This window comes from Scytonema hankhaensis NUACC26 (assembly GCF_045865695.1).
Classification (GTDB): Bacteria; Cyanobacteriota; Cyanobacteriia; order Cyanobacteriales; family Nostocaceae; genus Scytonema.
The window spans coordinates 178,302-201,379 of record NZ_BAACAP010000255.1 but is presented as its reverse complement, the minus strand read 5'-3'; the positions used below and the strand labels follow the sequence as shown (position 1 = coordinate 201,379).

Below are 23,078 nucleotides of genomic sequence, written 5' to 3'. Positions count from 1 at the left end.
CAGGGACGACACAGATAAAATTATGCGATTATTAAGCTTGACCAACATCTGTCTAGCGTACAATGATAAACAAGCAACTGTAAGAATTTGGGACTCATCAATCTGTCTTTGCTTCTTCTGCAAGAGCAAGTGTTTCATCGTAGAGTTGATTGCTAATCCGAAAATTTGCTTCACCAATGAACCGTTCTAGAACGGGGCGAACAACAGGAATTAAACCTTGACGTTTTGCAGCAAGTAACACACCCAGAATGCCAGTAATTCTTAATCCCTGTCGTTTTGCTTCTGTCCGTCCCAAACGCTCATCTATCAGTAGTTGGGTTGCCTGCAACTCAATCGCCAGCACAATGGTATTTGCCTCACCAGGATCGAGCCTACGTTCACGTTCTAATATCATTACCTGGGCTTGATTGCTCACCGAGCGAACATTCAACCAATCAGCCGTCATCACAGTCTTGGTTACAGGATGATTTTCACCATTTGCAAGAAGTTCAAGATAAACCGCATCTGGAATCACAATTGCTCCAAATAGTTGAGGGAGCACATCAACATGACCAACCACAATCAAATTAGCGAGCGGTGAAGTATCACTAACGATAATCACAACAACCCCAATTCCTGCAAATTTTTCACATCCTCATGTAATTCATCCACATCATAGTGAACACAAAGATTCTTCTTTGCTAGAAGAGCCTGAAATTCCAGTTGGGTCATCCCCAAAAAACGACTAGCACTACCTAGCGTAATTTTCTCACGCTGAAACAGCAACAGCACTAATTCCTGTAAAAGTTCTGATTCGGAAAGTCCAGAAGCTTGAACTAGTTCATCAGAAATGATAAAACTCATGGGCAGGAGTAAGAAAGTTGTGACTCTATTAGTATATCTGTTACTTGTAAATCTTCTTCATCTTCTATATCATCGATTCTTTTTAAAAAGGCGTAAATCTCATCTAGAGTACTGTCATAAGCTTGGTAAAGTAGGACGATAATATCTTGAATTAATTCTTGTCTTTCTTGGTCAGTTTTCATTTTTCAACCTCTTGAATAACTTTAGATAAATATTTTTCAAGCCAGTTTCCAGACATTTAGGAACGTAATGTAAATACATTTACCCTGGTAAAGGCGCAAAGTCTTACGCCCCTACCAGGGTAGAGTTTATGTTAACGGGATCGCCACATAAACCAACCGTAATTTATTTTGCAACTTCTGCCATTTGAATAATCGCTCCCAAGCCAGCACCCATTTCTTCTGGTGTAATTTTGCCATCTTTATTTGTGTCTAACGCATCGAACACAGCATCAGTACCCATCCATTCGTCACGGGTGATGAAGCCATCACCATTGAGATCGTATATGTGGAAGAAGTCATGAGTCGCATGGGTGAGGGTTGATTTTCCGTCCAAACGAGCCAGTCTTTCTGCTAGGAGTGTTTCCAAAGTTTCTAATGCTTTGGTGAAACCCTTGATCCCTTCATCTAGTTTGTCGTTTGCCATGCGATCTTCTGTATGCATCTTGTCAAAGGTAGCTTTGTCCATCGGAATTTTTTCAATGTCCGATGTTGCTGCTTTGCTCGGTTCGAGTTTGCGTGGTAAGTCTCCTATCGTCGCTTTTAACTCACCTAATAGCGCTGGAGAAATGGTTAGCAAGTCACACCCCGCCAGTTCTATAATTTCCCCAATGTTGCGGAAACTAGCTCCCATGACTTCTGTTTTGTAACCAAATTTTTTGTAGTAATTGTAAATTTTGGTTACAGATAAAACTCCTGGGTCTTCAGCTGAAGGGTAACTATCGCGTCCGGTTTCTTTTTTGTACCAGTCGAGAATGCGACCTACAAACGGGGAAATCAACGTGACCCCAGCTTCCGCACAAGCGATCGCTTGGTGAAGTCCAAACAGCAAGGTCAAGTTACAATGAATACCTTCTTTTTCCAAAATTTCTGCAGCGCGAATTCCTTCCCAGGTAGAGGCAATTTTAATCAGGATGCGATCGCGAGAAACTCCTGCTGCTTTATACTGAGCAATTAATTCCCGTGCTTTAGCAACAGTCGCTTCTGTATCGTAGGAAAGGCGTGCATCAACTTCTGTAGACACCCGACCCGGAATAATTTGTAATATTTTCAAACCAAAGGACACAGCCAAACGGTCGAATGCTAAAGCAGCTACATCCTTTTGACTTGCTCCCTGTCCTGCATCTTTTTGCGCTTGGAGTAAAGTCTGGTCAACAATTTCCTGATACTCTGGCATTTGTGCTGCAGCAGTAATTAGGGAAGGGTTCGTGGTAGCATCTTGCGGCGTAAACTTTTCAATCGCTTGGATGTCGCCTGTGTCAGCTACTACAACCGTAAACTCTCTTAACTGCTCTAGTAAGTTTTTAGACATATTTTCTCCTGGATGTTTGCGTTCGAGAAGCGCAAGCCGTACACGGCTTATCGCACAAAACAGCGTTGTTCGCCCTAACAGTACCTTTCAACCTCTTCCATTTTAGATTGCACAAAGAACAGGTGACATTGTTCTCAATCTGTGTCAAGCTTGTCAGCAATCAGAACTTCATTTCAAATTTATAAATTTCCGCAATCGCTTGGATTGACTTAAGATACAAACCTTAAAAATTTGATAGTTCTTAGTTAATGGTCAATAATATTGCCTGGAAATCCCTATTTTGTTTGTTTTTTTTAAGATTTTGTTGTTCGTAACTCCATACCGCAAATGGAAAAAACGCTCCTGCAAGCCCAAATACGGTGAGGTATAGCGCGAGAGCTATAATGAGTAATGCATTTTGGAATCCTATTGGATTTTTGAACTACTCGTTCGGTAATTTCTCATCTTTTTTCTCTGCAACCTCTGTCCCTAGAAGGTTTAAAAGTAATTTATTTAACCGCTGAGGCGCAGAGTACACAGAGGTAAGAGGAGAGAAATCAAAAGCTGCTGGGAGCTAAGAAGTAACCAAATAATTATATTCCAAATATTTTATTAGCTGCTAAATTAAGTTTTAAGTTATGGTTTTACTAAACCGATAATAATAAAATCTTGAAAAGAAAAATATAAAATTACATAGGGCTTGCTGAAAAAGAAAAAAAGGAGACAGTCTCTGGATTCGCAGACTATAGAAGTATATTCAGGTGCAAGAGAGGAGGGTAGAATAGCTAAAAATGCTTGCATCACTGCGATCGACAGCATCAAGTAAGCTGTTAGTAATCATGTACCGAAAACAGGGGCTTTCCTTCAATCCCAACTGAAAACTTTGAACTGACCTTCGAGGGCAAGTTATCAGAAGATAATCGTTGGGTAATTATGGCTTCTTTCGTTCCCTGGGCAGAATTTGAAGAGGAATATTCTTCATCTTTCTCTGTGCAGATGGGAGAAAGAGCCAAATCTTTTCGGATGGCATTAGGGGCATTAATAATTAAAGAAAAACTAGGAATAAGGGAAGCGAGAAACAGTAGAACAAATTAAAGAAAATCCTTATCTACAGTACTTCATAGGGATGTCATCTTATAGTAATGAACCTCCCTTTGACGCATCAATGTTAGTACATTTTCGAGAAAGAATCAGTGCCGAGCTAGTCAATAAAGTGAATCAAGAAATGGTGAGTCCACTTGGCGGTGTCGGTTTCCGTCCCGCCAAAGTGGCGAACCCGAAGGGCCAGTGGAAAAGAAGATTTAGCCTCAATCGCGTGATGACGAAACTTGCTCATACTTCTCGCGCCTGCAATTGCTATTACTTTTTTAGTAATGAATCTTTCTACTCAGCTCTCACGGCTGTTTTATGCTTTTTTATGTCTAGTTTTTAAAACTACACCTTTTTCGCAATTTACTATGATATAAAATAATCATTCGTTTACTTATAGATAGTATCTGCTTATATTAAAACCTTGTTGAGTAACTAATCAATCCTTGTCTTGCTGTTTTCTGACTTTTTCAGCAAGCCCTACATAGAATTGGGACAGAAAGGCAAAAGCAAGTTGATGCTGCAATAAAAATTCTTGATAAATTAGGAACCTCTTTGGCAAGTAATCATAAACCAACTGTTACAAACATACTTGTTAACAACGAAATAACTGTTAATTTTTTAAAAAAAATCAAAAATCAAAAAATAAGATATTAAATATATTTATGTTTTAAAAATAATTGACTATTAACAATAACGTAATATAAGATGAAGTTCAGTAACATAATACACTTAAAGAAGTGACAGACGAAACCAGACAAGAAATAGCTAAAATACTAGAGAAGGAAATATCATTAAGAACATTTATTCCTCCTATAAGACCAGGGCAAGGCTTTCACTCATTTAGTGAATTTAAGAGAAATATAGGCTCTGCGGGTACTGGATATGCTTGGCATCATATTGTAGGACAAACCACTTCTAATTTACAAAAATTTGGAGCGCAAGCCATCCATAATACAGGGAATCTTGTTAAACTAGAACATGGTAAGGATACAATTCATCAAGAAATTACAAATTTTTACAACTCTATCCAACCTAACTTGACAGGTTCAGATACAATCACAGTTAGACAATGGATAGGAAATCAAAGTTTTGAAGAACAGCAAGACTTTGGTATTAGGGTTATTAAAGCTTTTGGAGTTACGGTTTAATGCTAACCTTTGATGTAGAATCAATTTTAACTTCAATTCCCAATGAAGTCCCTTGGGAAAATATTATACAATTTGAAAAAATTGATGAACGAGTAGCGACAGCTAATATGTTGTGTCCTAACCTAATTGGGGTTAACGAAGGTTACATCGAATGGTGTCCTAATAATGAACCACCTAGTCAACTAGAAACTTTAACTTGGTGGTGGGTTATGCGTCCAGATTTAGGCGCTGCTATAGCTATTGAAGCACCAGATGAACTGAAAAAAATTATTGGAAAGTATATTTTAGAAAATTAGCTTGCTTAGTTGCATTAACATTTAGTCAAAGATTATGTAAATAAAGTGTTTTTCTAAAAATGAATTATTGTTTTCTAATTCAATGTTGGGTTTCGTTCCTCAACCCAACCTACGTAATATTATGATTTTGGCGATTTAAGGTTGACTTTATAAATGATCTCTCACACTTAAATTAGTCTAACATCAAAATTGCCTTTAGTGGGATAAATACATCTATACTAATAGAGGTGTCGGATACACGACTGACTCTGTGTTTTTCAGTTATCATATGTTATTTTTTATACTAAAACATAAAATTAAAAACCGAGGGACTTTAGAAGGACGATGAGTAAAATTCCCACAGGAACCATAACTCTAAATCCAATTACTGTAAAAGCTGGTGGTTGGTGGTGTAGCAAGGTTTCTCCTGGTTGTGCAAATTGCTATGCAGAGTACATCAATCAACACGATCGCTTCAATCGCGGTAATGGACTCCCATACCAAGGCTCACCACCGGAATTAACTCTGAACAGAGAAATGCTTGGAAGTTGGTGTAGGATGCGAAAGCACCATTTCATTTTTGTGGGCAGCATGACCGATATTTTTGGAGAATGGATAGACCGCAATTGGCATTTTGAAATTCTAGATGCCATGCTTTCTGCTCCCAATCAAACATTCCAACTTTTGACCAAGCGACCACAGGTCATGCTAGATAGTACGATGGCTTGGATAGAAACAAGAAATCTTTTAGCACTCCCTCCAAATATCTGGGTAGGAGCTACAACTGAAGACCAACGTACTTTTAACGAACGCGTCCCTATCCTGTTAAAAATTCCTGCATGGGTTAGATGGTTAACTGTGGAGCCGATGCTAGAGGAAATCAATCCCATGAAACCAGGGCAACATTTGTTTCCTACGATCGCAAGACAAGAGAAAGAGTTGTGGCAAGAATATTTGCCCCTACACCAACACATCGATTGGGTGATTTTAGGATTTGAAAGCGGTCACAAGGCGCGAGTTAGTCAATTGTCGTGGATGCGCTCCTTTGTCCGGATGTGTACTCTGGCACAAACAGAACAAAATGCAGATCTAGCAATCTACGTGAAGCAGTTGGGTAGCAACTGCTGGGATGGTGAAAAACCTTTCAAGCTCAAATCTTCCCGTGCTGGTGGTACCAACATAGAGGAGTTTCCTGCTGACTTACAAATGAGACAAATGCCTTTGTAAATCTTTACCTCAGGCTCGTTTTCCTACTAGGTAGGACAGCAAAAGATTGACAATTTCTTGCTCAAGCTTTCCATCACTTAAAAATTCTGGATGTTCGATGACTGCTATGTGAGTTAGGGATTCAACAACACTTCCCAAAATAAAGACTGTCAAATCAAGGTTTTGTGGTTGAATGAGATCGCGCTGTTTCTCTAAATAAGCACGAACCAAGGCGTTAATTTGTTCTTCTGCATTTTTGACTTTCTTTAGCTTGCCAATACGAGGTACTTGCTCGTTCAGCACTTTGTGTAACTTTGGGTTCACGGCATGAGCTGCAATACACGCTTTCACTAATTCGCGGAAGACAACTTCTATTGGCTTGTCAAACGAATCTCTGAGGTTTGATTCTACAATCTCAATCATTTCGTTAGCGTGGCTCTCGGCGAGGGCTGCAACTAAAGATTCTTTATTGGGAAAGTACTGATACAACGAGCCAATGCTGACTCCGGCGCGTTCGGCAATTCGATTTGTACTTGCTGTATCATAGCCATCCTCAGTCAGAATGTGAGCCGTTGCAGTCAAAATAGCATCGACTGTCATTTTAGAACGGTCTTGTTGCGGCAATTTACGAGGTTTTGTAGGAATTTTACGAGACATCTGGCTCACTAGATGAAATGCGAGTTGAAAACAATGAGCGATCGCTCGTATTATACGAGTTATAGCTCACTTTCATTAAACAACAAGAACGAACGCCGAACAAATCCACCTAGTTATCCGGATGGTTAAAGATTATGACAAGCTCGATTGTAACCAAGCCAACATTCTTAGATGAAAAAATACAAGCTGTTCTCGAACGCTTGCACGCTTTAGCAGATCTTAACGATGCTACAACTATCCAGCAAGTTCTTCAGAGCGGTTTAGATTGGAACTCCGCTAGTTCCGAACACAAGGCTGCAATGCTTAGCGAAGCTTTATTACCCATATCAAGAGAGGTGGGGAGATTCATCTATGGAATAGCTCGTTCTATTTCCGCCAAACGCATAGTCGAATTCGGCACATCTTACGGTATCTCTACAATTTACCTCGCCGCAGCCTTGCGGGATAACGGTAGTGGATTGGTCATTGGTTCTGAACTTGAGAGTAACAAAGTTGCTCGTGCGACTCAACATATTGCAGAAGCAGGGTTATCTCAGTTTGTCGAGATTCGTGCAGGGGATGCACTTCAGACGTTACGCAACCCAGGCGGTGTCGTGGATTTGTTGTTTCTTGATGGTTGGAAAAATCTTTGTTTGGACGTTTTATATCTGGTGTTAGGTAACTTGCGATCGGGTTCTGTCATTTTAGCGGACGATCTCAATCTTTTCCCAGAGGAACTTGCATCCTACTTAGATTATGTTCGCAATCCAGCTAATGGCTTTGTCTCAGTTACAGTACCGCTTGGTGATGGGCTTGAGTACTCTGTCAAACTTTGATTGGCAACTGGGGACTGGAGATAGGTGACTGGAAAATCAATCGTCAATCGCCAATCCCTTTTTTACCCGTCAAGCTGTAGGCGAATGATATGCATTCTTACTTGAATGAAGTACAAATTTATCTGCTACGGGCTGCGTGCATCTGCGGTTCCATAACTTTTCTATGTGTTGCACCTAATTAAAAAACAGTACAAATATGGTTTTACGCACTGTGAAATATATATTTTAAACTACGTATCAATATGCTCTTGTATTTGTTGGGTTTCGCTTTCGCTCAACCCAACCTACACAAACCGTGTTGTGTTTAAACTGTAACAGCAGTGCGTTCCAACAATCCTTCTTTCTGTGCCATAGCTAACATCAAGTCAATAACTCGATTTGAGTAACCCCACTCGTTGTCATACCAAGCCACAACTTTAAAGAAATTAGAGTTGAGTTCGATCCCCGCACCAGCATCAAAAATACTGGAATGGGAATCGCCCTGAAAATCGGTGGAAACCACTTCGTCTTCCGTGTAGCCTAAAATTCCTTTTAGCTCGCCTTCAGAAGCCTCCTTCATAGCAGCACAAATTTCTTTATAACTGGTAGCTTTAGCAGTTTTGAAGGTCAAATCAACAACAGAGACATCGGGAGTAGGAACCCGGAATGCCATACCTGTTAACTTACCCTTCAATTCTGGTAAAACCAATGCCACTGCTTTTGCCGCACCTGTAGAAGAAGGTATAATGTTTTGTGCTGCACCACGTCCTCCCCTCCAGTCCTTTTTACTCGGACCGTCTACGGTTGGCTGAGTAGCGGTCATAGCATGAACTGTAGTCATTAACCCTTCGGTTAATCCAAATTTGTCATTGAGTACTTTGGCAACAGGTGCTAAACAGTTTGTAGTACAACTAGCATTGGAGACAACAGTGTTTTTTCCTGGGTCGAACAAGTGATGATTTACACCCATCAATAGGGTAGGAACTTTATCTGGGTCTTTAGTAGGAGCGGAGATAATAACTCGCTTTGCTCCAGCTTGTAAGTGATTTGCAGCACCTTCAAAGGTGGTAAACAAACCCGTAGATTCTACAACATAATCTGCACCTAATTTACCCCAAGGTAATTCTGCTGGATTCCGAACAGACACGCAGGGGATAAAACGTCCATTAACAACAATGCCATCTTCTTTTGCCTCGACCTGACCCTTGTAACTACCGTGAGTTGAATCGTACTTCAACAGGTATGCCAAGTTATCTGGTGGTACTAGGTCGTTTATGCCGACAAACTCAATGTTGGGGTTGTCAATACCAGCACGAAACACAAGTCGCCCAATACGACCAAATCCATTGATGCCAACTTTCAGCTTACTCAAGATGAAACCTCCTGTTTCGGGATTGGGATTGGGAATTAGGGATTGGGAATCGATCCGCATCCTCAGTCCCTTCTTGACCCAATCCTGCCAATGTATGTTAGCGAAAGCCAAGTTTAATTGACATCTTTTAAGATTTGTTAGTACGGCCACTTCCATTCACGAATTTCTGGCATATCTTCGCCGTACTTGTGAATGTAATGTTTGTGCTCAATGAGCTTGTCTTGCAATGCCTGCTTCACGTAAGCTGCTTTGTATCCTAGTTTCGGTACGCGATTTATTACATCCATAGCTAGGTGGAAGCGGTCTAAATCGTTGACGACTACCATGTCAAAAGGTGTAGTTGTTGTTCCTTCTTCCTTATAACCTCTTACGTGGAGGTTTGCATGATTCTTGCGACGGTAGCTTAAACGGTGGATCAACCAAGGGTAACCGTGGAAGGCAAAGATGATTGGCTTGTCAGTTGTGAAAATGCTGTCAAAATCAGGATCGTTGAGTCCGTGGGGATGCTCGCTTGCGGGTTGGAGTTTCATTAAGTCCACGACGTTCACTACCCGTATTTTAAGGTCGGGGAAGTTTTGCCGCAGAAGGTCTACCGCCGCCAAAGTTTCTAATGTGGGAATATCTCCCGCACAAGCCATCACTACGTCAGGTTCTCCACCTTGGTCGTTACTTGCCCATTCCCAAATACCGACACCTTTTGTGCAGTGTTTGATTGCCGCATCTATAGTAAGGTACTGCAATGCGGGTTGTTTTCCTGCAACGATGACGTTGACATAGTCGCGGCTTCGCAAGCAATGGTCGGTAACTGATAGCAAGCAATTGGCATCGGGTGGTAAGTATACCCGAATCACCTTTGCTTTCTTGTTGACTACTACGTCAAGAAAACCGGGGTCTTGGTGGGAGAAACCGTTGTGGTCTTGACGCCAAACGTGAGATGTGAGCAGGTAATTAAGAGAAGCAATTGGTCTGCGCCAAGGAATATCTTGGGAAGTGTCAAGCCACTTGGCGTGTTGGTTAAACATGGAGTCCACGATATGAATAAATGCTTCGTAGCAGGAGAAGAAGCCGTGGCGACCTGTCAGCAGATATCCTTCTAACCAACCCTGGCAAGTGGTTTCGCTGAGAATCTCCATGATTCTACCGTCAGGTGATAGGGCATCGTCATAAGGATATTTCTCAGCTACCCACGTCCGGTCTGTCACTTCAAAAACGGCATCCAAGCGGTTTGATTTGGTTTCGTCTGGACCAAAGATACGGAAGTTAGCGCTATCTGTGTTGCGTTTCATAACATCCCGCAAGAATTTTCCAGATACCTTTGTCGCTTCACCAACAGTTCTGCCTGCTTCGGTCACATCGATCGCATAGTCGTGGAAGTCAGGCATTTTCAATTCGCGAAGCAAAAGACCACCATTGGCGTGAGGGTTATCGCTCATGCGTCTGTGTCCTTTTGGAGGTAGTTCTAACAATTCTGGGATCGGTGTACCGTTTTCATCAAACAGTTCTTCTGGTTTGTAACTTCTCAACCACTCTTCCAAGAGTTGCAAGTGCTGTGGGTTTCCTTGTAACTCGCCAAAAGGAACTTGGTGCGATCGCCAGTAATCTTCTGTCTTCTTACCGTCAACTTCCTTGGGACCCGTCCAACCTTTGGGGCTTCTTAAAACAATCATAGGCCATTGCGGGCGCTGAGAGAAGCCATTATTCCGAGCATCTTCCTGAATTTCTTTAATCTCGCGAGCGATCGTTTCTAAAGTTGCTGTCATCAATTGGTGCATGGTTTCGGGATCGGAACCTTCCACAAAGTAAGGCTTGTAGCCATAACCTATAAATAAACTTTCTAACTCTTTGTGGCTCAGGCGTGATAGCACTGTTGGGTTAGCAATTTTATAACCATTGAGGTGAAGAATTGGAAGCACCGCACCATCACGGACGGGGTTGAGGAACTTGTTGGAGTGCCAACTTGTTGCTAGAGGACCAGTTTCTGCTTCACCATCCCCAACAATGCAAGCAACTATAAGGTCGGGGTTATCAAAAGCAGCACCATAAGCGTGGACGAGGGAATAACCTAATTCTCCGCCTTCATGAATGGAACCGGGAACTTCCGGGGTACAGTGGCTACCGATTCCACCGGGAAAGGAGAACTGTTTGAAAAGTTTTTTTATTCCCTCCGTATCTTGGGACACGTTAGGGTAATACTTGCTGTAAGCACCTTCTAAATAAGTATTGGCGACTATTCCAGGACCGCCGTGACCGGGACCTGCAATATAAATCATGTTCAAATCGTACTTTTTGATGAGCCGATTGAGGTGAACGTAGATGAAATTCAGACCGGGAGTTGTTCCCCAGTGTCCCAAAAGTCTGGGTTTGATATGTTCTATTTTCAGTGGTTCTTTTAATAGTGGGTTGTCCAGTAAATAAATTTGTCCGACTGAAAGATAATTTGCTGCACGCCAATAGGCGTTTATTTTCTGTAGTTCGTCATCTGATAGCGGCTTTGTTTGCTCTGGGCTTGCTAAAGTCATATAAAAACTCCTTGAGAAAAGGATGTTTATCGTTCCCACGAGTAAGTTTATTTGCCACCTACTTAGGAATCATCTTACTGATGGCACAATAGTATAGTATATGAAGAGAAAATTAACCGCAGATGAACGCAGATGCACGCAGATGAATTTGTACTCTGTAAGATGTTCTCCTGACCTGTAAGCCTTGTTGTCTCTACGTCCTGGAGGTTTGATTTTTTTTAGAATTTTGTAGTGTTAGCACTTTGCAGTTAATTCCGAACATTTTTAATTGTCTCAAACCCTGATGACAGCGTAAATACCATCGCAAAAAAATCTCAGATTAAGTCAAACTTATTAATTGAAATTCCAAAAATTGGATTTTTTTTCAATTAATAAGTGCAGCTTATATGCTATTTTTGTTTATCTAAAGAAAATAATGGGTCTTGTTCTCCTATATTGGAGCAAGCGATGGAGAGGGGTAAGGAGCAATGAAAATTTTGGTAGAGTCGCTGAAACCCTTCTAAATTAACGTTTTGAAGTGAAAATTGAATTGCGGCATTATGGACGACTTTTATAATTTGAGTATTCTTTTAGTGAACTCACGCTCAAGCCGATCGCAAAACCCCTAGATTTAGCTCTTATATATCACTTAAAAGCAAAATTATCAAAAAAATTAATAAAACTTTATAGCAGAAATAACACTTAGTGTTATTTTAAGTGTAGCATTTTATACTACTAGGCTCTCTAGTTTTAAACTTTAAACAAAAAAACAAGTTTTTTATATACTTGACAAAGTATATAGCGGTTCTCGCAAGCGGGAAGTACATATTCAAGGCTGGAGATTTCCGGATATTCAGAAAAATACGAAATTAAAGTTCTCTACATTAGTATTTTTATATTTAATCCGTAAAAAAGTTATTTTCCTAAGTTAATATAAAGAGGTATGTCAACCACTTCTCAACCACTTCTCAACCATATCTGGTAAATAAGAGAGAAGAAGAAAAGAGAAGATTATATCACATTTTGCTCAAGAAATCTATTAGTTTGACAGCGATTTTCCAGTCAAATAGAATATCTAAATGCTACTCTCCTCAAGCATTGAATTAGTAGAAAAATGCTTGCCGAGATAACTATGTATGGCTTAAAATTTCTATTAAGTAATCGCTCGCTATTCAGTAGCTACTTCTAAATAACTAAGAGGAACGAAAAATAGTGAAAGTGCAACCGTTTTCATTATTTGTAGATGCCACTTAAATAGCGAAAAGGTCTGGTATAGAAATACCAGACCCACTTTCAATCAACTTAATAAGGACATTTTACCATGAATACCCCTTACTCTCAACGGCAATTAATGCTGTTGGCGATTCTTTTTCGGCAAAAAGACCCAAATGCGTTTTTAGATAAACTCAATGAAGTTATGAATTGTATAGAACTAGCAGAAGCAGAAGAACAAGCTAAAGCTAGAGAAGCTAGGCGTATGCAGATTACAGCAATAGTTCTGGAGCACGCTAAAAGCCGTAGGTTTAACATTTATAAGGATATACCCAACCTCAAATCCAAGAATTTAGAAGATTTGTGCAAGTATGCAATTCATGAGTTTCCTGAGTTATCTGAGTGTATCCATAAATTAAGTAGCAATATTTAGTTTCGGATCTAGACTCTCGTCTACACTTGTCCCGTGTCCAGAAAGGGGCAATGCTGTCCTCATCTTGTCCAAACGCTGTTCACCAGTAGGGACAAGATGTTTGGGCTTTTGCTTGGTGTCCTGGACTGTCCCGGACATGGGACAAGAGGGTATTGAGCCGAGATTCGAGTAATTTCCTGCAATATAGTCTGAAAAGCCTTATCCTGTCTGCGTTTGATAAATTGCTACATTGGTGTAAAAAAAGTCGTGTTTGGTAACGAGACAAGCCTTTTGAGGTCTAGAATGCAGGTTTTTACAGCCATCTCGGCTTAACCTCAAGGACGCTGCTCTCTGAGAAACTGCTCAAATTCTTGAACGGCGTCGTACTGATCGGGCATAGCGATATACTGCAGCAAGATGTTTGGGTCTAAATTGGGGAAGAAACTGCTACGGCTAACTTCCTCATATTCACCTTGTTGATTTAAATGAAATATTCTCATGGTGTCAGATTTCCAAAACCAAACTTCGGGAACTTGTTTGGGTTTGTATAATTCCCTTCTATTAATGGTGCCACTGGTAACAATAATTTCAATAACAATGTCAGGAACTGCTTTTTTTGTGCCAATGCTATAAGATTCATCAGGTGTACCAGAGGCATAACCCGGTGCTTGTAAAGTATAACCTCCACGTTTATAAAACCGAATCCCCTTTGCTTTTAAGTAAGCATCTAACAGCAAGCTAAAAGAGCTTTTCACTGATTCATGTTCTTCACCAATGGGAGACATAATTTCTAAAATTCCTGATAAATAAGATAGCCGCACACTGCGATTATCGATTAACTGTGCCTCAATTCCTTTAAATTGCTCCCAGGTCACATCCGTTAAAGTTACCAATTTTTCTTCTACAGCACAGTCTAAAAGTGAAATATCCATAAATTAATTGTCCATAGCATTAATTCTATTTTGACAAGTAACCCGACATTATATCGGTTTATGGTTCGCCAAGTGCGTCAGACTTCGCCAATCCTTGTTAAAATTTTGGCGATGGTGACCCCAACTAAATCAGTTGTGAATTTCTAGCAGTCCCAATGGTGGTGTAATCTCAACACGACGAGCTTCTAAATCAACTGTTGGTACAATTGCCGTTACAAAAGGTATTAAAACTGTTTTTTGTCCTTTGTCCTTTGTCCTTTGTTCTTGGTCTTGTGAAGTTTGTAGCTGCACTTCTAGCAAATCGTGTCCTGCTGAGAGCAAATCAACTACCGTTCCTACAAACTCTCCAGTTTCTTGCATGAAGACTGACAAACCAATCAAATCTAAGACATGATATTCATCTTCCTTCAATTTGGGGCGATCGCTCTCCAACACAAGTAATTTATAACCTCGCAATTCCTCAGCCCGATTGCAATCCCCAACTCCAGATAACTTTACAATATACAAATTTTTCCCTTCAACGTTGCGTCCTGCTAGTAACTCGATAGGTTGCGGTTCAATTTGACTCGGACTCCACAACCACCGTTTTCCAGGAACCTCAAATCGTTCTGGAAAATCAGAGTTAGATAGCACGCGAACTTCACCACGTATTCCTTGTGGAGAAACAATTGTGCCAATTTCTATCCAACCATCAGGAATGGAAGGTGGGATGAAGGATGGAGAATTTTTCTTTTGCTTCTCCTGTTTCCTCTTCTTCCCCCGATCTTGATTCTCTTTTTTTGCGCTCTTTGCTTCTTCGTGGTTCATTCAAACACTGACAGCCGATGCTTTGTAAATCTGTTGTACAACTTGTGCCAAACGTTCCATACCAGTTGCAATTTCCTCATTACTACCTGTCAAGCTAATACGCACACACTGCTGCTTGTGTACCCATTCCTCATGCAACCCAGGGAAAAAGGTACTGCCAGGTACAACTATAACACCTACTTTCTTGAGTTCTTGATAAAAATCCCAATCTGTCATTGGCAAATCTTGCAACCACAACCAGGCAAATATTGCCCCTTCACCCCGATGGAGGAACCATGGTAAATCTTTTGGCATAAATTCATTCAAAGTACTTTCCAAAACAGTAAATTTGTTCTGGTAAAAGGGACGAATCACGGAAGTGGAAATTTCTGCCAGCATACCAGAGTTAATTGCGATCGCAGCAATTGCCTGTCCGTATCTTGATGCATGGAGACAGGCATTGGTTTGGAAGCATTCCAAAACTTGAATCACCTTTTCATCCCCGATAGCGATTCCAACACGTTCTCCTGGCAATCCTGCTTTCGACAAACTCATGCAGTGAACGATCCCATCCCCAAAAATCGGCGTTAATTCAGTGAAGTTCAATGCTGGAAAGGGGGGACCGTATGCTGAGTCAATAAACACTGGTACATCATGAGGTGCAGCTAGGGCAGCTATTTTCTTCACCTCATCATCAGTCAAGACATTACCTGTAGGGTTACAGGGACGAGAGAATATGATACAACCTGTTTCTTCTGTAATCGACAAGTTGCTAAAGTCTGGGCGGTATTTAAACTGGTGCGCCGCCGCATTTATATCTAGTGTTGGTTTGTAAGCAATCAGTGATTCTGGTACTAGAGTGACGCCACCATAACCTGTGTAGTCTGGGCTTAGAGGTAAAACAATTTTTTTCAGTTCTCCATCAGTGGTGTAGCCGCCAAAAGCATTAGCCGCATAGAAGTAAAGACTTTGACTCCCTGGGGTAATCAAGATGTTGCGATCGCTTAACTTTAACCCATAGCGGTGATTAAAATCATTGACAACCGCCTCCATCAATGGTGCGTAGCCCTGACTCGATCCGTAACGGCAAACCACCTCACCATAATCTGGGCTAGAGAGCAATTGTGCGGTACAATCTCGCCATAACTGCTCAACTTCCGGCACAATCAAAGGATTACCAGCACTCAAATTTATCAACTGCCCCGTACTAGATTGTAAAGTTTCGATAATGTCCTTCATAATGGCTCTAACGCCAGTTAGTTTGGACATATTGACGCCGAATTGAGTCAGGGCAGGGTTCATAAGCGATACAAAATAAATATTAACTTACTACATGGACAGATTTAAGGCGTAGTGGCTGCTGACAACAGAAGTTTGCCAAGAGTCACACTTTCACCTCTTTACCACTGTAACTAGAGAATATCAATATCGTACAGCAGTACTTCCTTTATAACTGTTCTCCTCTGTAGAATAAAGATACAGATTGAATAAAAAACACATAGTACAGTATACTGTTAAGAGGATGTTTGAAAAGTCATGATTGATGTATTAAATATTTTTTACCCCTCCCTAACCCTCCCCGATGTATTGGGGAGGGAACCAGATTTTTCTTGTTTCCCCCCAATACATCGGGGGGATGAAGGGGGGTAATAATGCGATTAAAATCACAACTAATCACTTTTCAAACAACCTCTAAGCCTACAGCAATTTTCATTGCTTCTTGCTCATGCCCCCATTAAGAGAGGAGGGTCATACCAAAGCCCTGCTTCAAGGGTTGCAGGAGTTGATAGCGAATCTTGATAGCAATAGCGATATCGATTTTGAGGGCAATAGTGAAGCAGTCAAACAACTGGCGATTAGGGTAGAAAAGTTAGAATCCCGGTTGGCTGACAGTAATAGCGATCGCGATAAGCCGAAGGCTTAACGGCTGAAGCCGTATCGCAAGCTCTCGAACTTCAGCCCTTTACTGAAGAAAATTTAGCTCGCAGATTAGCAGTTGATGTATCCACTCTAATCAAACAAAGGAAAAATTTGAGCGAAGTCGAGTTTGAGAAGTGGTCTCGAGGTCGGGATACAAGCATGCACGGGTTGGCGGTATAAGGATGATGGTTTGTACCATCCTATCACTCAATAGCTTACTTATATAGTATAGATATACTATATAAGAATTGTGATAGAGCTAATTTTGCTCCTTTCCTTAAATGCACACGATCGTGTTTTTCTTACAATATGCGATATAAATATGTCTGAAAAAGTCCTCTTCTAAATCAAAAACGTGAAATCAGTAGAGTTATTTACGGGTGCTGGAGGTTTGGCGATAGGAACAGCGAAAGCTGGCTTCCATCACTTAGCACTCGTCGAACGAGATAAGCACAGCTGTCACACTATCCGGGAAAATCAACACCGGAGGATGTCTGTTGTTAAGGACTGGCGCGTCCATGAGATGGATGTTGCAGATGCGTGATTTTTCTACCATTGATGGGGAAATAGATTTACTGGCTGGTGGTCCACCTTGTCAGCCGTTTTCCATTGGTGGTAGACATGGTGCTCATCAAGACTCGCGGGATATGTTTCCCCGGTTTTTTCAAGCGGTGCGGGAGTTACGCCCTAAAGCTTTCCTAATTGAGAATGTGCGGGGGTTGCTGCGTCAAAATTTTCTCAATTATTTTGAGTATATTACTTTACAGCTTGCCCACCCCGAACTACAGCCTAAACCGGATGAGTCTTGGGTTGACCATTTGGCTCGGCTGGAACGCCATCACAACAGTGGTGTCAGCGATGACTTTGGTTATCGGATTACTTTTAGGTTGCTCAATGCGGCTGATTATGGTGTACCGCATTCATCGGGAACGGGTTTTTCTCGTGGGTTTCCGTTCCGATTTAAATGCTAATTGGTCTTTTCCCGAACCAACCCATACCTCGGAAGCACTCATTTGGCAGAAGTGGGTGACTCTTGAGTATTGGGAGAGGCATGGTATTTCTAGTCATGACCGTCCAGAGATGCCAGCAAGATTAAAATCGAGTTTGTCACGATTTGGAGCCAATTTGTTGGGTACTGCTGCTGTCCCCTGGCGTACTGTCCGCGATGCTATTTCTGACCTACCACCACCTGAAAACATCGATCTAGCTACATCAATACCCAACCATGTTTATATTTCAGGGGCGAGAAGTTACCCAGGACACACGGGTAGTCTTTTGGATGAGCCAGCTAAAACTTTGAAAGCAGGGGTACATGGTGTTCCTGGTGGGGAGAATATGCTTGCCTTACCATCTGGGGAAGTGCGTTATTTTACGGTACGAGAGGCAGCGAGATTGCAAACTTTCCCCGATGATTATTATTTTCCCTGTACCTGGGGTGAGTCGATGCGCCAAATAGGTAATGCGGTTCCTGTCACCCTTGCTTATATTATTGCTTGTAGCATCTATAGCCATTTGCAGGAATTAACATCTGGCAGAAAAATTGTCAGTCGTGCGAGCAAGTTTTCAACTGAATGACTAGAAAATTTGCGCTCCTCAGACAGTTGGCGGGAAAATGATAGGTGCTGTTTAGTTATAATTGCTCATGCCAAGAGAGGTTTTTCAGGCACCTACAGAGTCAGCCGTATTACTGCTCAAGGACTGTGGCTGGCAGCTGCGGTATCCTTACCTGCAATGCTTCTGTTATGGAACTGTGACTCTATACTGTCCGCCTTGGGTCAGCAAGAAAGCACCGTAGTATTGACAAAAAGCTATTTACATGCAATTGTTTGGGGATTTCCTGCTATGGTCGGCAGCGAAATATTATTTAATACCAATTTTTTGTGAAGCTGCATGAAAGTAGTGACAGCAGGGTAAGGCTTTCGGCTTTCTCATTCTATGCAACTTCATACAGATTTGGTATAGGGTCGATAGCGAGCTTGCAAGACTTTAATAGCTCATGCTGTTTAAATAAGCAATATCATTGGGACTGCTTATTTGATAAAAAGTTTATTACCAATACAAATAGCATCCATAGGCACTAAATTAAAAAACTTTAAGCTTTGGTCTGAACTACTAAAAATAGGACTTCCACCACTATTTAAAGAAGTGTTAAGGAGTATAGGTATTCCAGTTTGTCGGTAAAATTCTGATAACAACTCAGCAAAAACAGTTAGTTCATCACTGCCATCATCAGCTACTGTCTGTGCACGACTAGTACCATCAAAATGTACAACAGCAGGAATTATTTCTCTCTTTGCCTGTTTAACCAGAACAGATCTCAGCATATATGGGCTAGGTTTGTCCAATTCTAGCCAGTCACTAGCCATCGAATCTAGAATACTCAGCGCATAAGGTCTCCAAGACTCTCGATGCTTTATTTTTCTGTTTATGATGTCTTTGGCATCTTTATTGCGAGCATCCATTAGTATAGAACGATGACCTAGTGCTCTGGGTCCAATTTCACCTCTTCCCTGAAACCAGCCAACTATTTTACCTTGTTGAAGAAGCTCAACTACTTGTTTGATTGTTTGATGCGTGGGTCTTTCTTGTTCAAAGTCATTTTGCCAATAAGGAAAACCTTGAGTTGAAAAGGGTTTTTCCTGATAATGAAGACGCAAAAATTCTAAACAACCTAAAGAAATTCCTCCATCATAACAGTGGGGAGGAATAAATAAGTTGGGAAAATTTTTCGCAAGTTTCTCATTAACAACAACATTTTGAGCACAGCCGCCAGAGTATATAATGGATTGCTCTCTACTGGCATACCTTTCAAAAAGGTGTACGATGTAATTTTCTATAAGATGGTGGATAGTAGCTAACCAATCCCGAAAATCTAAGGAATCAAAATTAAAAAAACCCGGCACTAATACAGGCAGATTATTATTCCAAGGAATCTCAAAAATTAAATCATATATTCGCTTTTCAAGAATTTCTATATCGATAGACTTAACATACTCATAATCAATTTTACCATAGGCTTGTGCTCCCATTACTTTGCCAGGTAGGTCCATTACACCTCCTTTCAGATTCATTAAAGCTCCTATTTGTTTTAGTAAGGAGCCGATTGAGCGACTTTTGTTGTAGTACAAAATCTGAGGTTTTGAGGAACCAGGACGTGAAATAATGCTAGTTCTTACTTGGTTATCACCTCTACCATCTATTGCTATTCCTACGTCAACTTTCTCTGTAGGAACTATTGGCCAACCACTAAGTATGTGTGCGTAATGATGCTCGATGTAAAATGTAGGAACATCTGCCCACAATTCTGGTAGAGGTTTTACTGTTTTAGCCAACTCACCTAACTCGCAACTTCCTAGATTATTACGATTACCATCGGAAAATGCAATCGCATCAGGTTTTTCTATTCCCCATAGAGTGCATATTTCTTTTATAAAAGAAATATCAGATCGATGATGTTTTATGCCAGTAATTCGTTCTGATTTTGCATATCTTACTTTTCCATTAACTGATATTGCTACGTTACTATCATGATAACCAAGGTAAAATCCTAAAAAAATCATAATCACCTCTATTGTTTGCGTTTTATTTCAATATTGCTGCCCTTAAAGGCAACCAACCTGGTTTGTTTCAAGATGTCAAAACAAACTTTATGTCAGAGAATTTACTTATCATAAAATTAACAAGGGGCATGGTCGAATTGAAAAGCGTAGTGTTAGCATTTGTCAAACTTTAAATAGTATCTGTCTTTGGTTAGGTCTGAAAACTTTGATTCGAGTTGAGTTAGAACGTCAAATCATCAAGCCTAGTTATACTGAAATAAAAACTGAGACAGGTTATTACATATCTTCTTTGAGTGCAACAGCGCAAGAATTTAGCGAGAGCGCTTCGCGCACGCTACGCGAACGCATCCAAGGATACTGGGAAGTTGAGAATAAAGTCCACTATGTTAGAGATGTCACACAAGGAGAAAATATCTCTACAATTCGCACCTTATCTCTACCTCAGATTTTTGCTATAGCTCATAACTTTGCCCTCAATTTATATCGTAACCAGATGTTTGAAAACATGGCACAAGCTCAAAGACTATACTCGTTTGGTCTAGATACACTCAAGCTCCTTTTTAGAATGAAATCGCTCTGATACGCCTCATGATGTCTTTCCAAATAGTCGAATACCCAAACTCCATAGCAGTAAGTGTAAGGTACATCATAGCAGTAAGGGACTTGAAGCATTGTCTTTTTCTTTTTATCGGCTGTCTTATCGTTATTTTCCTTAGTTTTTCCTTCTTCCTTCAGTATTTCCATCATTTCCTGCTCTGTAAAAATATAACCATAATTTGCCGCAATTTCGACGAATTTTAATGAACTGGTAGCAGTTTCAAGTTTTGTTAAAAGTCTTTCATTTTCTACTGCCACTTTGAATAATTCTTGTACTGCTTGTTTTGACATTTTCTTTAACCCTCCTAAGCGTTAATAACAGTCATAAGAAATTGTATCATTTTGGCATCTTAATTGCGGAACTGACAGAAGATGGAACTGAGTTTTCACGGGATGTGGAAAGTCAGATCTGCCGACAAGTAGCTCCCCTGTTTCTCCTACAGGGACGGGTTGCAACTGCTCGTCAACCACATAAATTGAGAGGTTTGGAAACGGACGACCTTGGGGAAAGCTGTAAATAATGTGCAAGTTGGTTGGTTCTCTCATTAAGTTCGCGATAGGTTAATTGCTCCTGGGTAAAAAATAAAGTTTTAGACTGGCACACAACATCATCGCCAAAAAGGCTTATTTTATCATCAATTTCCAATCCGGGGAAAATTCAAAGGTGTGCCAGTTAGTCAAAAACTTTATTTTTGAGCCCAGGACAATATTTTGCAGTCAAAGACTTTATTTCACTTTTACACCTGCTTGCATTCTCTCCCTTATTTCATCAAACTCATCCTCGATTGCGCGAACGGTGAGTCTGTTTGAAAAGCATTTTTTTTGAGAGTTGTTTCACTACCCAGGAAATTGATATCATAATTTCTTGGTACAAGATGTGAGACACGAGAGATTAGTTAAGACGGGTGTGGTCAAAACCAGTTGGTGGACATAGGTTAACTTCACCGCGTCTCCCACTCTCCGCGTCACCGCGTCAGTCTCAACCAACTACTTATGACCACACCCGTTAAGACAGAATATCTTACTTCTGAGGAAATGCTCCCTCTGGTGTTCAAGCCAACCTTTCCCGATATTGATATCATCGACTGCGCTCGGAACAATCGGGAATTTATCGAAACTAAGTTACTGCATCACGGTGCCATCCTGTTGAGAGGCTTCAATCTGGATTCTGTATCTGCGTTTGAAAACCTGGCTGAGGCTATTTGTCCAGAGTTGTTTGGTGAGTATGGCGACTTGCCGCGTGAGGGAGTAGGCGGCAAAGTCTATGGTTCCACGCCTTACCCAGCTGACAAAGCTATATTGTTCCACAACGAAAGTTCCCACCTGCACTGTTGGCCCCTCAAAATCTGGTTTTTCTGCGTGCAACCCGCGCCGCAGGGTGGAGAAACGCCGATTGTAGACTGTCGGAAAGTTTACCAACTCCTTGACCCCAAATTACGATCGCGATTTGAGCAAAAGCAATTAATGTATGTCCGCAACTACACCCCAGGTTTGGACGTAAGCTGGCAGGAGTTCTTTCACACAAAAGACAAAGCCGTGGTTGAGAACTATTGCCGCAAAGCGGGGACAGAGTTTGAGTGGAAGCAAGGGAATGATTTGAGAACGCGCCGAGTAGCCCAAGCGATCGCCAAACATCCTTTAACAGGTGAGTCGGTGTTTTTCAACCAGATACAGTTGCACCACGTATCCTGCTTAGAACCAGCAGTTCGTGAATCCCTATTGTTTCTATTAGGGGAAGACAACCTGCCACGCAATGTCTACTACGGAGACGGTTCTCAAATTGAAAATTCCGCTATCCAGGAAATTCTAGCAGTTTATCAGGAAGCGACAATTAGTTTTCCTTGGCAGCAAGGAGACGTATTGATGCTGGACAACATGTTAACTGCTCACGGGCGCAATCCCTATGTAGGTTCGCGCAAGATTGTGGTGGCAATGGGGGAAATTATTCGTAGCAAAGACATCGATCGCCAAGGCATAGAGGCAGCGAATGTACAATCAAGATCTTAGCGGTTTTCGGCTTTCCCCACAACAGAAGCAGGGCTGATTCATTCGATAAGGGTAAGAATTTTGTCAATATCATGCGTCCAGAAATTTTGTCACCATACCCAAAAGATTTCAGGGTCTGGAAGCATAAGCTAGCATTTCAGTGTCTGAAACCCTTATTGTTACGTGACCTGATTGTCAGAGAGTCCTAACAATGGAACCATAACTTGTCCTAGGACGCAAATTGGAAGCATAAAGCTATGCTTGAGTCCTAAAACTTTG

25 protein-coding genes and 1 pseudogene are annotated in these 23,078 nt (G+C 41.1%); 13 read left to right on the top strand and 13 right to left on the bottom strand.

Annotated elements, in window-relative coordinates; genetic code table 11:
* Positions 1-97: 97 nt before the first annotated feature.
* From ACKTT2_RS51970 to ACKTT2_RS51955, 4 genes are all read right to left on the bottom strand, one after another.
* Positions 98-601, bottom strand: coding sequence for a PIN domain-containing protein (locus ACKTT2_RS51970; protein WP_407900951.1), 504 nt, complete (start codon positions 599-601; stop codon positions 98-100).
* Positions 598-843, bottom strand: a complete 246-nt coding sequence (locus ACKTT2_RS51965) for a UPF0175 family protein (protein WP_407900950.1) — start codon at positions 841-843, stop codon at positions 598-600. Before ACKTT2_RS51965 ends, ACKTT2_RS51970 begins: the two co-directional genes overlap by 4 nt.
* The gene (locus tag ACKTT2_RS51960; RefSeq protein ID WP_407900949.1) at positions 840-1,025 is read right to left on the bottom strand and encodes a hypothetical protein; all 186 of its coding nucleotides are present in this window, start codon (positions 1,023-1,025) and stop codon (positions 840-842) included. Before ACKTT2_RS51960 ends, ACKTT2_RS51965 begins: the two co-directional genes overlap by 4 nt.
* Before the next feature lie 163 nt (positions 1,026-1,188).
* Positions 1,189-2,373, bottom strand: a complete 1,185-nt coding sequence (locus ACKTT2_RS51955; protein ID WP_407900948.1) for a transaldolase — start codon at positions 2,371-2,373, stop codon at positions 1,189-1,191.
* Positions 2,374-3,191: 818 nt separating this feature from the next.
* Between ACKTT2_RS51955 and ACKTT2_RS51950 the strand changes: the two are divergent.
* The 4 genes and pseudogenes from ACKTT2_RS51950 to ACKTT2_RS51935 all read left to right on the top strand — a co-directional run.
* Positions 3,192-3,583: pseudogene (locus ACKTT2_RS51950) on the top strand (transposase); the annotation flags it as partial.
* Positions 3,584-4,181: 598 nt separating this feature from the next.
* On the top strand, positions 4,182-4,592 hold the full coding sequence (locus ACKTT2_RS51945; protein WP_407900947.1) for a hypothetical protein: 411 nt from the start codon (positions 4,182-4,184) through the stop codon (positions 4,590-4,592).
* A complete protein-coding gene (locus ACKTT2_RS51940; protein WP_407900946.1) occupies positions 4,592-4,888 on the top strand; it encodes a hypothetical protein in 297 nt (98 codons plus the stop codon). The genes ACKTT2_RS51945 and ACKTT2_RS51940 overlap by 1 nt, the downstream gene beginning before the upstream one ends.
* A 324-nt stretch (positions 4,889-5,212) precedes the next feature.
* Positions 5,213-6,094: a DUF5131 family protein gene (locus ACKTT2_RS51935; RefSeq protein ID WP_407900945.1), complete on the top strand. Its 882-nt coding sequence runs from the start codon at positions 5,213-5,215 to the stop codon at positions 6,092-6,094.
* Between the two features lie 9 nt (positions 6,095-6,103).
* Here the strand turns inward: ACKTT2_RS51935 and ACKTT2_RS51930 are convergent, their stop codons facing one another.
* On the bottom strand, positions 6,104-6,730 hold the full coding sequence (locus ACKTT2_RS51930) for a TetR/AcrR family transcriptional regulator (protein ID WP_407900944.1): 627 nt from the start codon (positions 6,728-6,730) through the stop codon (positions 6,104-6,106).
* A 134-nt stretch (positions 6,731-6,864) separates the two neighbouring features.
* On the opposite strand from ACKTT2_RS51930, the gene ACKTT2_RS51925 reads away from it, so the two are divergent.
* On the top strand, positions 6,865-7,545 hold the full coding sequence (locus tag ACKTT2_RS51925; RefSeq protein WP_407900943.1) for an O-methyltransferase: 681 nt from the start codon (positions 6,865-6,867) through the stop codon (positions 7,543-7,545).
* A 304-nt stretch (positions 7,546-7,849) separates the two neighbouring features.
* On the opposite strand, the gene gap is transcribed toward ACKTT2_RS51925, so the two are convergent.
* Together gap and ACKTT2_RS51915 are read right to left on the bottom strand one after the other, a co-directional pair.
* Positions 7,850-8,896 (bottom strand): type I glyceraldehyde-3-phosphate dehydrogenase, encoded by a 1,047-nt coding sequence (gap, locus tag ACKTT2_RS51920; RefSeq protein ID WP_407901021.1) that lies wholly within the window; start codon positions 8,894-8,896, stop codon positions 7,850-7,852.
* A gap of 137 nt (positions 8,897-9,033) precedes the next feature.
* Positions 9,034-11,415: a phosphoketolase family protein gene (locus ACKTT2_RS51915; RefSeq protein WP_407900942.1), complete on the bottom strand. Its 2,382-nt coding sequence runs from the start codon at positions 11,413-11,415 to the stop codon at positions 9,034-9,036.
* A 1,300-nt stretch (positions 11,416-12,715) separates the two neighbouring features.
* Between ACKTT2_RS51915 and ACKTT2_RS51910 the strand changes: the two genes are divergently transcribed.
* On the top strand, positions 12,716-13,039 hold the full coding sequence (locus tag ACKTT2_RS51910; RefSeq protein ID WP_407900941.1) for a hypothetical protein: 324 nt from the start codon (positions 12,716-12,718) through the stop codon (positions 13,037-13,039).
* 314 nt (positions 13,040-13,353) lie between these two features.
* On the opposite strand, the gene ACKTT2_RS51905 is transcribed toward ACKTT2_RS51910, so the two are convergent.
* The 3 genes from ACKTT2_RS51905 to ACKTT2_RS51895 all read right to left on the bottom strand — a co-directional run bounded on the left by ACKTT2_RS51905 (position 13,354) and on the right by ACKTT2_RS51895 (position 16,038).
* Positions 13,354-13,950: a Uma2 family endonuclease gene (locus ACKTT2_RS51905; protein ID WP_407900940.1), complete on the bottom strand. Its 597-nt coding sequence runs from the start codon at positions 13,948-13,950 to the stop codon at positions 13,354-13,356.
* 129 nt (positions 13,951-14,079) lie between these two features.
* On the bottom strand, positions 14,080-14,757 hold the full coding sequence (gene rimM / locus ACKTT2_RS51900; protein ID WP_407900939.1) for a ribosome maturation factor RimM: 678 nt from the start codon (positions 14,755-14,757) through the stop codon (positions 14,080-14,082).
* Entirely contained in the window at positions 14,758-16,038 is a 1,281-nt protein-coding gene (locus tag ACKTT2_RS51895) for a valine--pyruvate transaminase (protein ID WP_407900938.1), read from the bottom strand.
* 424 nt (positions 16,039-16,462) lie between these two features.
* On the opposite strand from ACKTT2_RS51895, the gene ACKTT2_RS51890 reads away from it, so the two are divergent.
* From ACKTT2_RS51890 to ACKTT2_RS51870, 5 genes are all read left to right on the top strand, one after another.
* A complete protein-coding gene (locus ACKTT2_RS51890) occupies positions 16,463-16,660 on the top strand; it encodes a hypothetical protein (protein ID WP_407900937.1) in 198 nt (65 codons plus the stop codon).
* Positions 16,661-17,011: 351 nt separating this feature from the next.
* A complete protein-coding gene (locus tag ACKTT2_RS51885) occupies positions 17,012-17,200 on the top strand; it encodes a DNA cytosine methyltransferase (protein ID WP_407900936.1) in 189 nt (62 codons plus the stop codon).
* Positions 17,193-17,627 carry a DNA cytosine methyltransferase gene (locus tag ACKTT2_RS51880; protein ID WP_407900935.1) on the top strand — a complete coding sequence of 145 codons (435 nt, stop codon included), beginning with the start codon at positions 17,193-17,195 and terminating at the stop codon, positions 17,625-17,627. The genes ACKTT2_RS51885 and ACKTT2_RS51880 overlap by 8 nt, the downstream gene beginning before the upstream one ends.
* Entirely contained in the window at positions 17,551-18,231 is a 681-nt protein-coding gene (locus ACKTT2_RS51875) for a DNA cytosine methyltransferase (RefSeq protein WP_407900934.1), read from the top strand. The genes ACKTT2_RS51880 and ACKTT2_RS51875 overlap by 77 nt, the downstream gene beginning before the upstream one ends.
* A 9-nt stretch (positions 18,232-18,240) precedes the next feature.
* Positions 18,241-18,540 (top strand): MATE family efflux transporter, encoded by a 300-nt coding sequence (locus ACKTT2_RS51870; protein ID WP_407900933.1) that lies wholly within the window; start codon positions 18,241-18,243, stop codon positions 18,538-18,540.
* A gap of 146 nt (positions 18,541-18,686) precedes the next feature.
* Here the strand turns inward: ACKTT2_RS51870 and ACKTT2_RS51865 are convergent, their stop codons facing one another.
* Complete coding sequence (locus ACKTT2_RS51865) at positions 18,687-20,216, bottom strand: carbamoyltransferase C-terminal domain-containing protein (RefSeq protein ID WP_407900932.1); 1,530 nt, start codon at positions 20,214-20,216, stop codon at positions 18,687-18,689.
* A gap of 115 nt (positions 20,217-20,331) precedes the next feature.
* On the opposite strand from ACKTT2_RS51865, the gene ACKTT2_RS51860 reads away from it, so the two are divergent.
* Entirely contained in the window at positions 20,332-20,796 is a 465-nt protein-coding gene (locus ACKTT2_RS51860; RefSeq protein ID WP_407901020.1) for a hypothetical protein, read from the top strand.
* Here the strand turns inward: ACKTT2_RS51860 and ACKTT2_RS51855 are convergent.
* On the bottom strand, positions 20,733-21,104 hold the full coding sequence (locus tag ACKTT2_RS51855; RefSeq protein ID WP_407900931.1) for a Nif11-like leader peptide family natural product precursor: 372 nt from the start codon (positions 21,102-21,104) through the stop codon (positions 20,733-20,735). The two genes, ACKTT2_RS51860 and ACKTT2_RS51855, sit on opposite strands and share 64 nt — an antisense overlap.
* Before the next feature lie 21 nt (positions 21,105-21,125).
* Positions 21,126-21,359 carry a hypothetical protein gene (locus ACKTT2_RS51850; protein WP_407900930.1) on the bottom strand — a complete coding sequence of 78 codons (234 nt, stop codon included), beginning with the start codon at positions 21,357-21,359 and terminating at the stop codon, positions 21,126-21,128.
* 447 nt (positions 21,360-21,806) lie between these two features.
* On the opposite strand from ACKTT2_RS51850, the gene ACKTT2_RS51845 reads away from it, so the two are divergent.
* Positions 21,807-22,820: a TauD/TfdA family dioxygenase gene (locus ACKTT2_RS51845; protein ID WP_407900929.1), complete on the top strand. Its 1,014-nt coding sequence runs from the start codon at positions 21,807-21,809 to the stop codon at positions 22,818-22,820.
* The last annotated feature ends 258 nt before the right edge of the window (positions 22,821-23,078 follow it).

Coding starts and splice junctions, on each gene's coding strand:
- ACKTT2_RS51965 (WP_407900950.1), bottom strand. CDS start 843: ATGAGTTTTATCATTTCTGATGAACTAGTTCAAGCTTCTGGACTTTCC.
- ACKTT2_RS51960 (WP_407900949.1), bottom strand. CDS start 1,025: ATGAAAACTGACCAAGAAAGACAAGAATTAATTCAAGATATTATCGTC.
- ACKTT2_RS51955 (WP_407900948.1), bottom strand. CDS start 2,373: ATGTCTAAAAACTTACTAGAGCAGTTAAGAGAGTTTACGGTTGTAGTA.
- ACKTT2_RS51940 (WP_407900946.1), top strand. CDS start 4,592: ATGCTAACCTTTGATGTAGAATCAATTTTAACTTCAATTCCCAATGAA.
- ACKTT2_RS51935 (WP_407900945.1), top strand. CDS start 5,213: ATGAGTAAAATTCCCACAGGAACCATAACTCTAAATCCAATTACTGTA.
- ACKTT2_RS51930 (WP_407900944.1), bottom strand. CDS start 6,730: ATGTCTCGTAAAATTCCTACAAAACCTCGTAAATTGCCGCAACAAGAC.
- ACKTT2_RS51925 (WP_407900943.1), top strand. CDS start 6,865: ATGACAAGCTCGATTGTAACCAAGCCAACATTCTTAGATGAAAAAATA.
- ACKTT2_RS51915 (WP_407900942.1), bottom strand. CDS start 11,415: ATGACTTTAGCAAGCCCAGAGCAAACAAAGCCGCTATCAGATGACGAA.
- ACKTT2_RS51910 (WP_407900941.1), top strand. CDS start 12,716: ATGAATACCCCTTACTCTCAACGGCAATTAATGCTGTTGGCGATTCTT.
- ACKTT2_RS51905 (WP_407900940.1), bottom strand. CDS start 13,950: ATGGATATTTCACTTTTAGACTGTGCTGTAGAAGAAAAATTGGTAACT.
- rimM (WP_407900939.1), bottom strand. CDS start 14,757: ATGAACCACGAAGAAGCAAAGAGCGCAAAAAAAGAGAATCAAGATCGG.
- ACKTT2_RS51895 (WP_407900938.1), bottom strand. CDS start 16,038: ATGAACCCTGCCCTGACTCAATTCGGCGTCAATATGTCCAAACTAACT.
- ACKTT2_RS51890 (WP_407900937.1), top strand. CDS start 16,463: ATGCCCCCATTAAGAGAGGAGGGTCATACCAAAGCCCTGCTTCAAGGG.
- ACKTT2_RS51880 (WP_407900935.1), top strand. CDS start 17,193: ATGCGTGATTTTTCTACCATTGATGGGGAAATAGATTTACTGGCTGGT.
- ACKTT2_RS51875 (WP_407900934.1), top strand. CDS start 17,551: ATGCGGCTGATTATGGTGTACCGCATTCATCGGGAACGGGTTTTTCTC.
- ACKTT2_RS51865 (WP_407900932.1), bottom strand. CDS start 20,216: ATGATTTTTTTAGGATTTTACCTTGGTTATCATGATAGTAACGTAGCA.
- ACKTT2_RS51855 (WP_407900931.1), bottom strand. CDS start 21,104: ATGTCAAAACAAGCAGTACAAGAATTATTCAAAGTGGCAGTAGAAAAT.
- ACKTT2_RS51850 (WP_407900930.1), bottom strand. CDS start 21,359: ATGAGAGAACCAACCAACTTGCACATTATTTACAGCTTTCCCCAAGGT.
- ACKTT2_RS51845 (WP_407900929.1), top strand. CDS start 21,807: ATGACCACACCCGTTAAGACAGAATATCTTACTTCTGAGGAAATGCTC.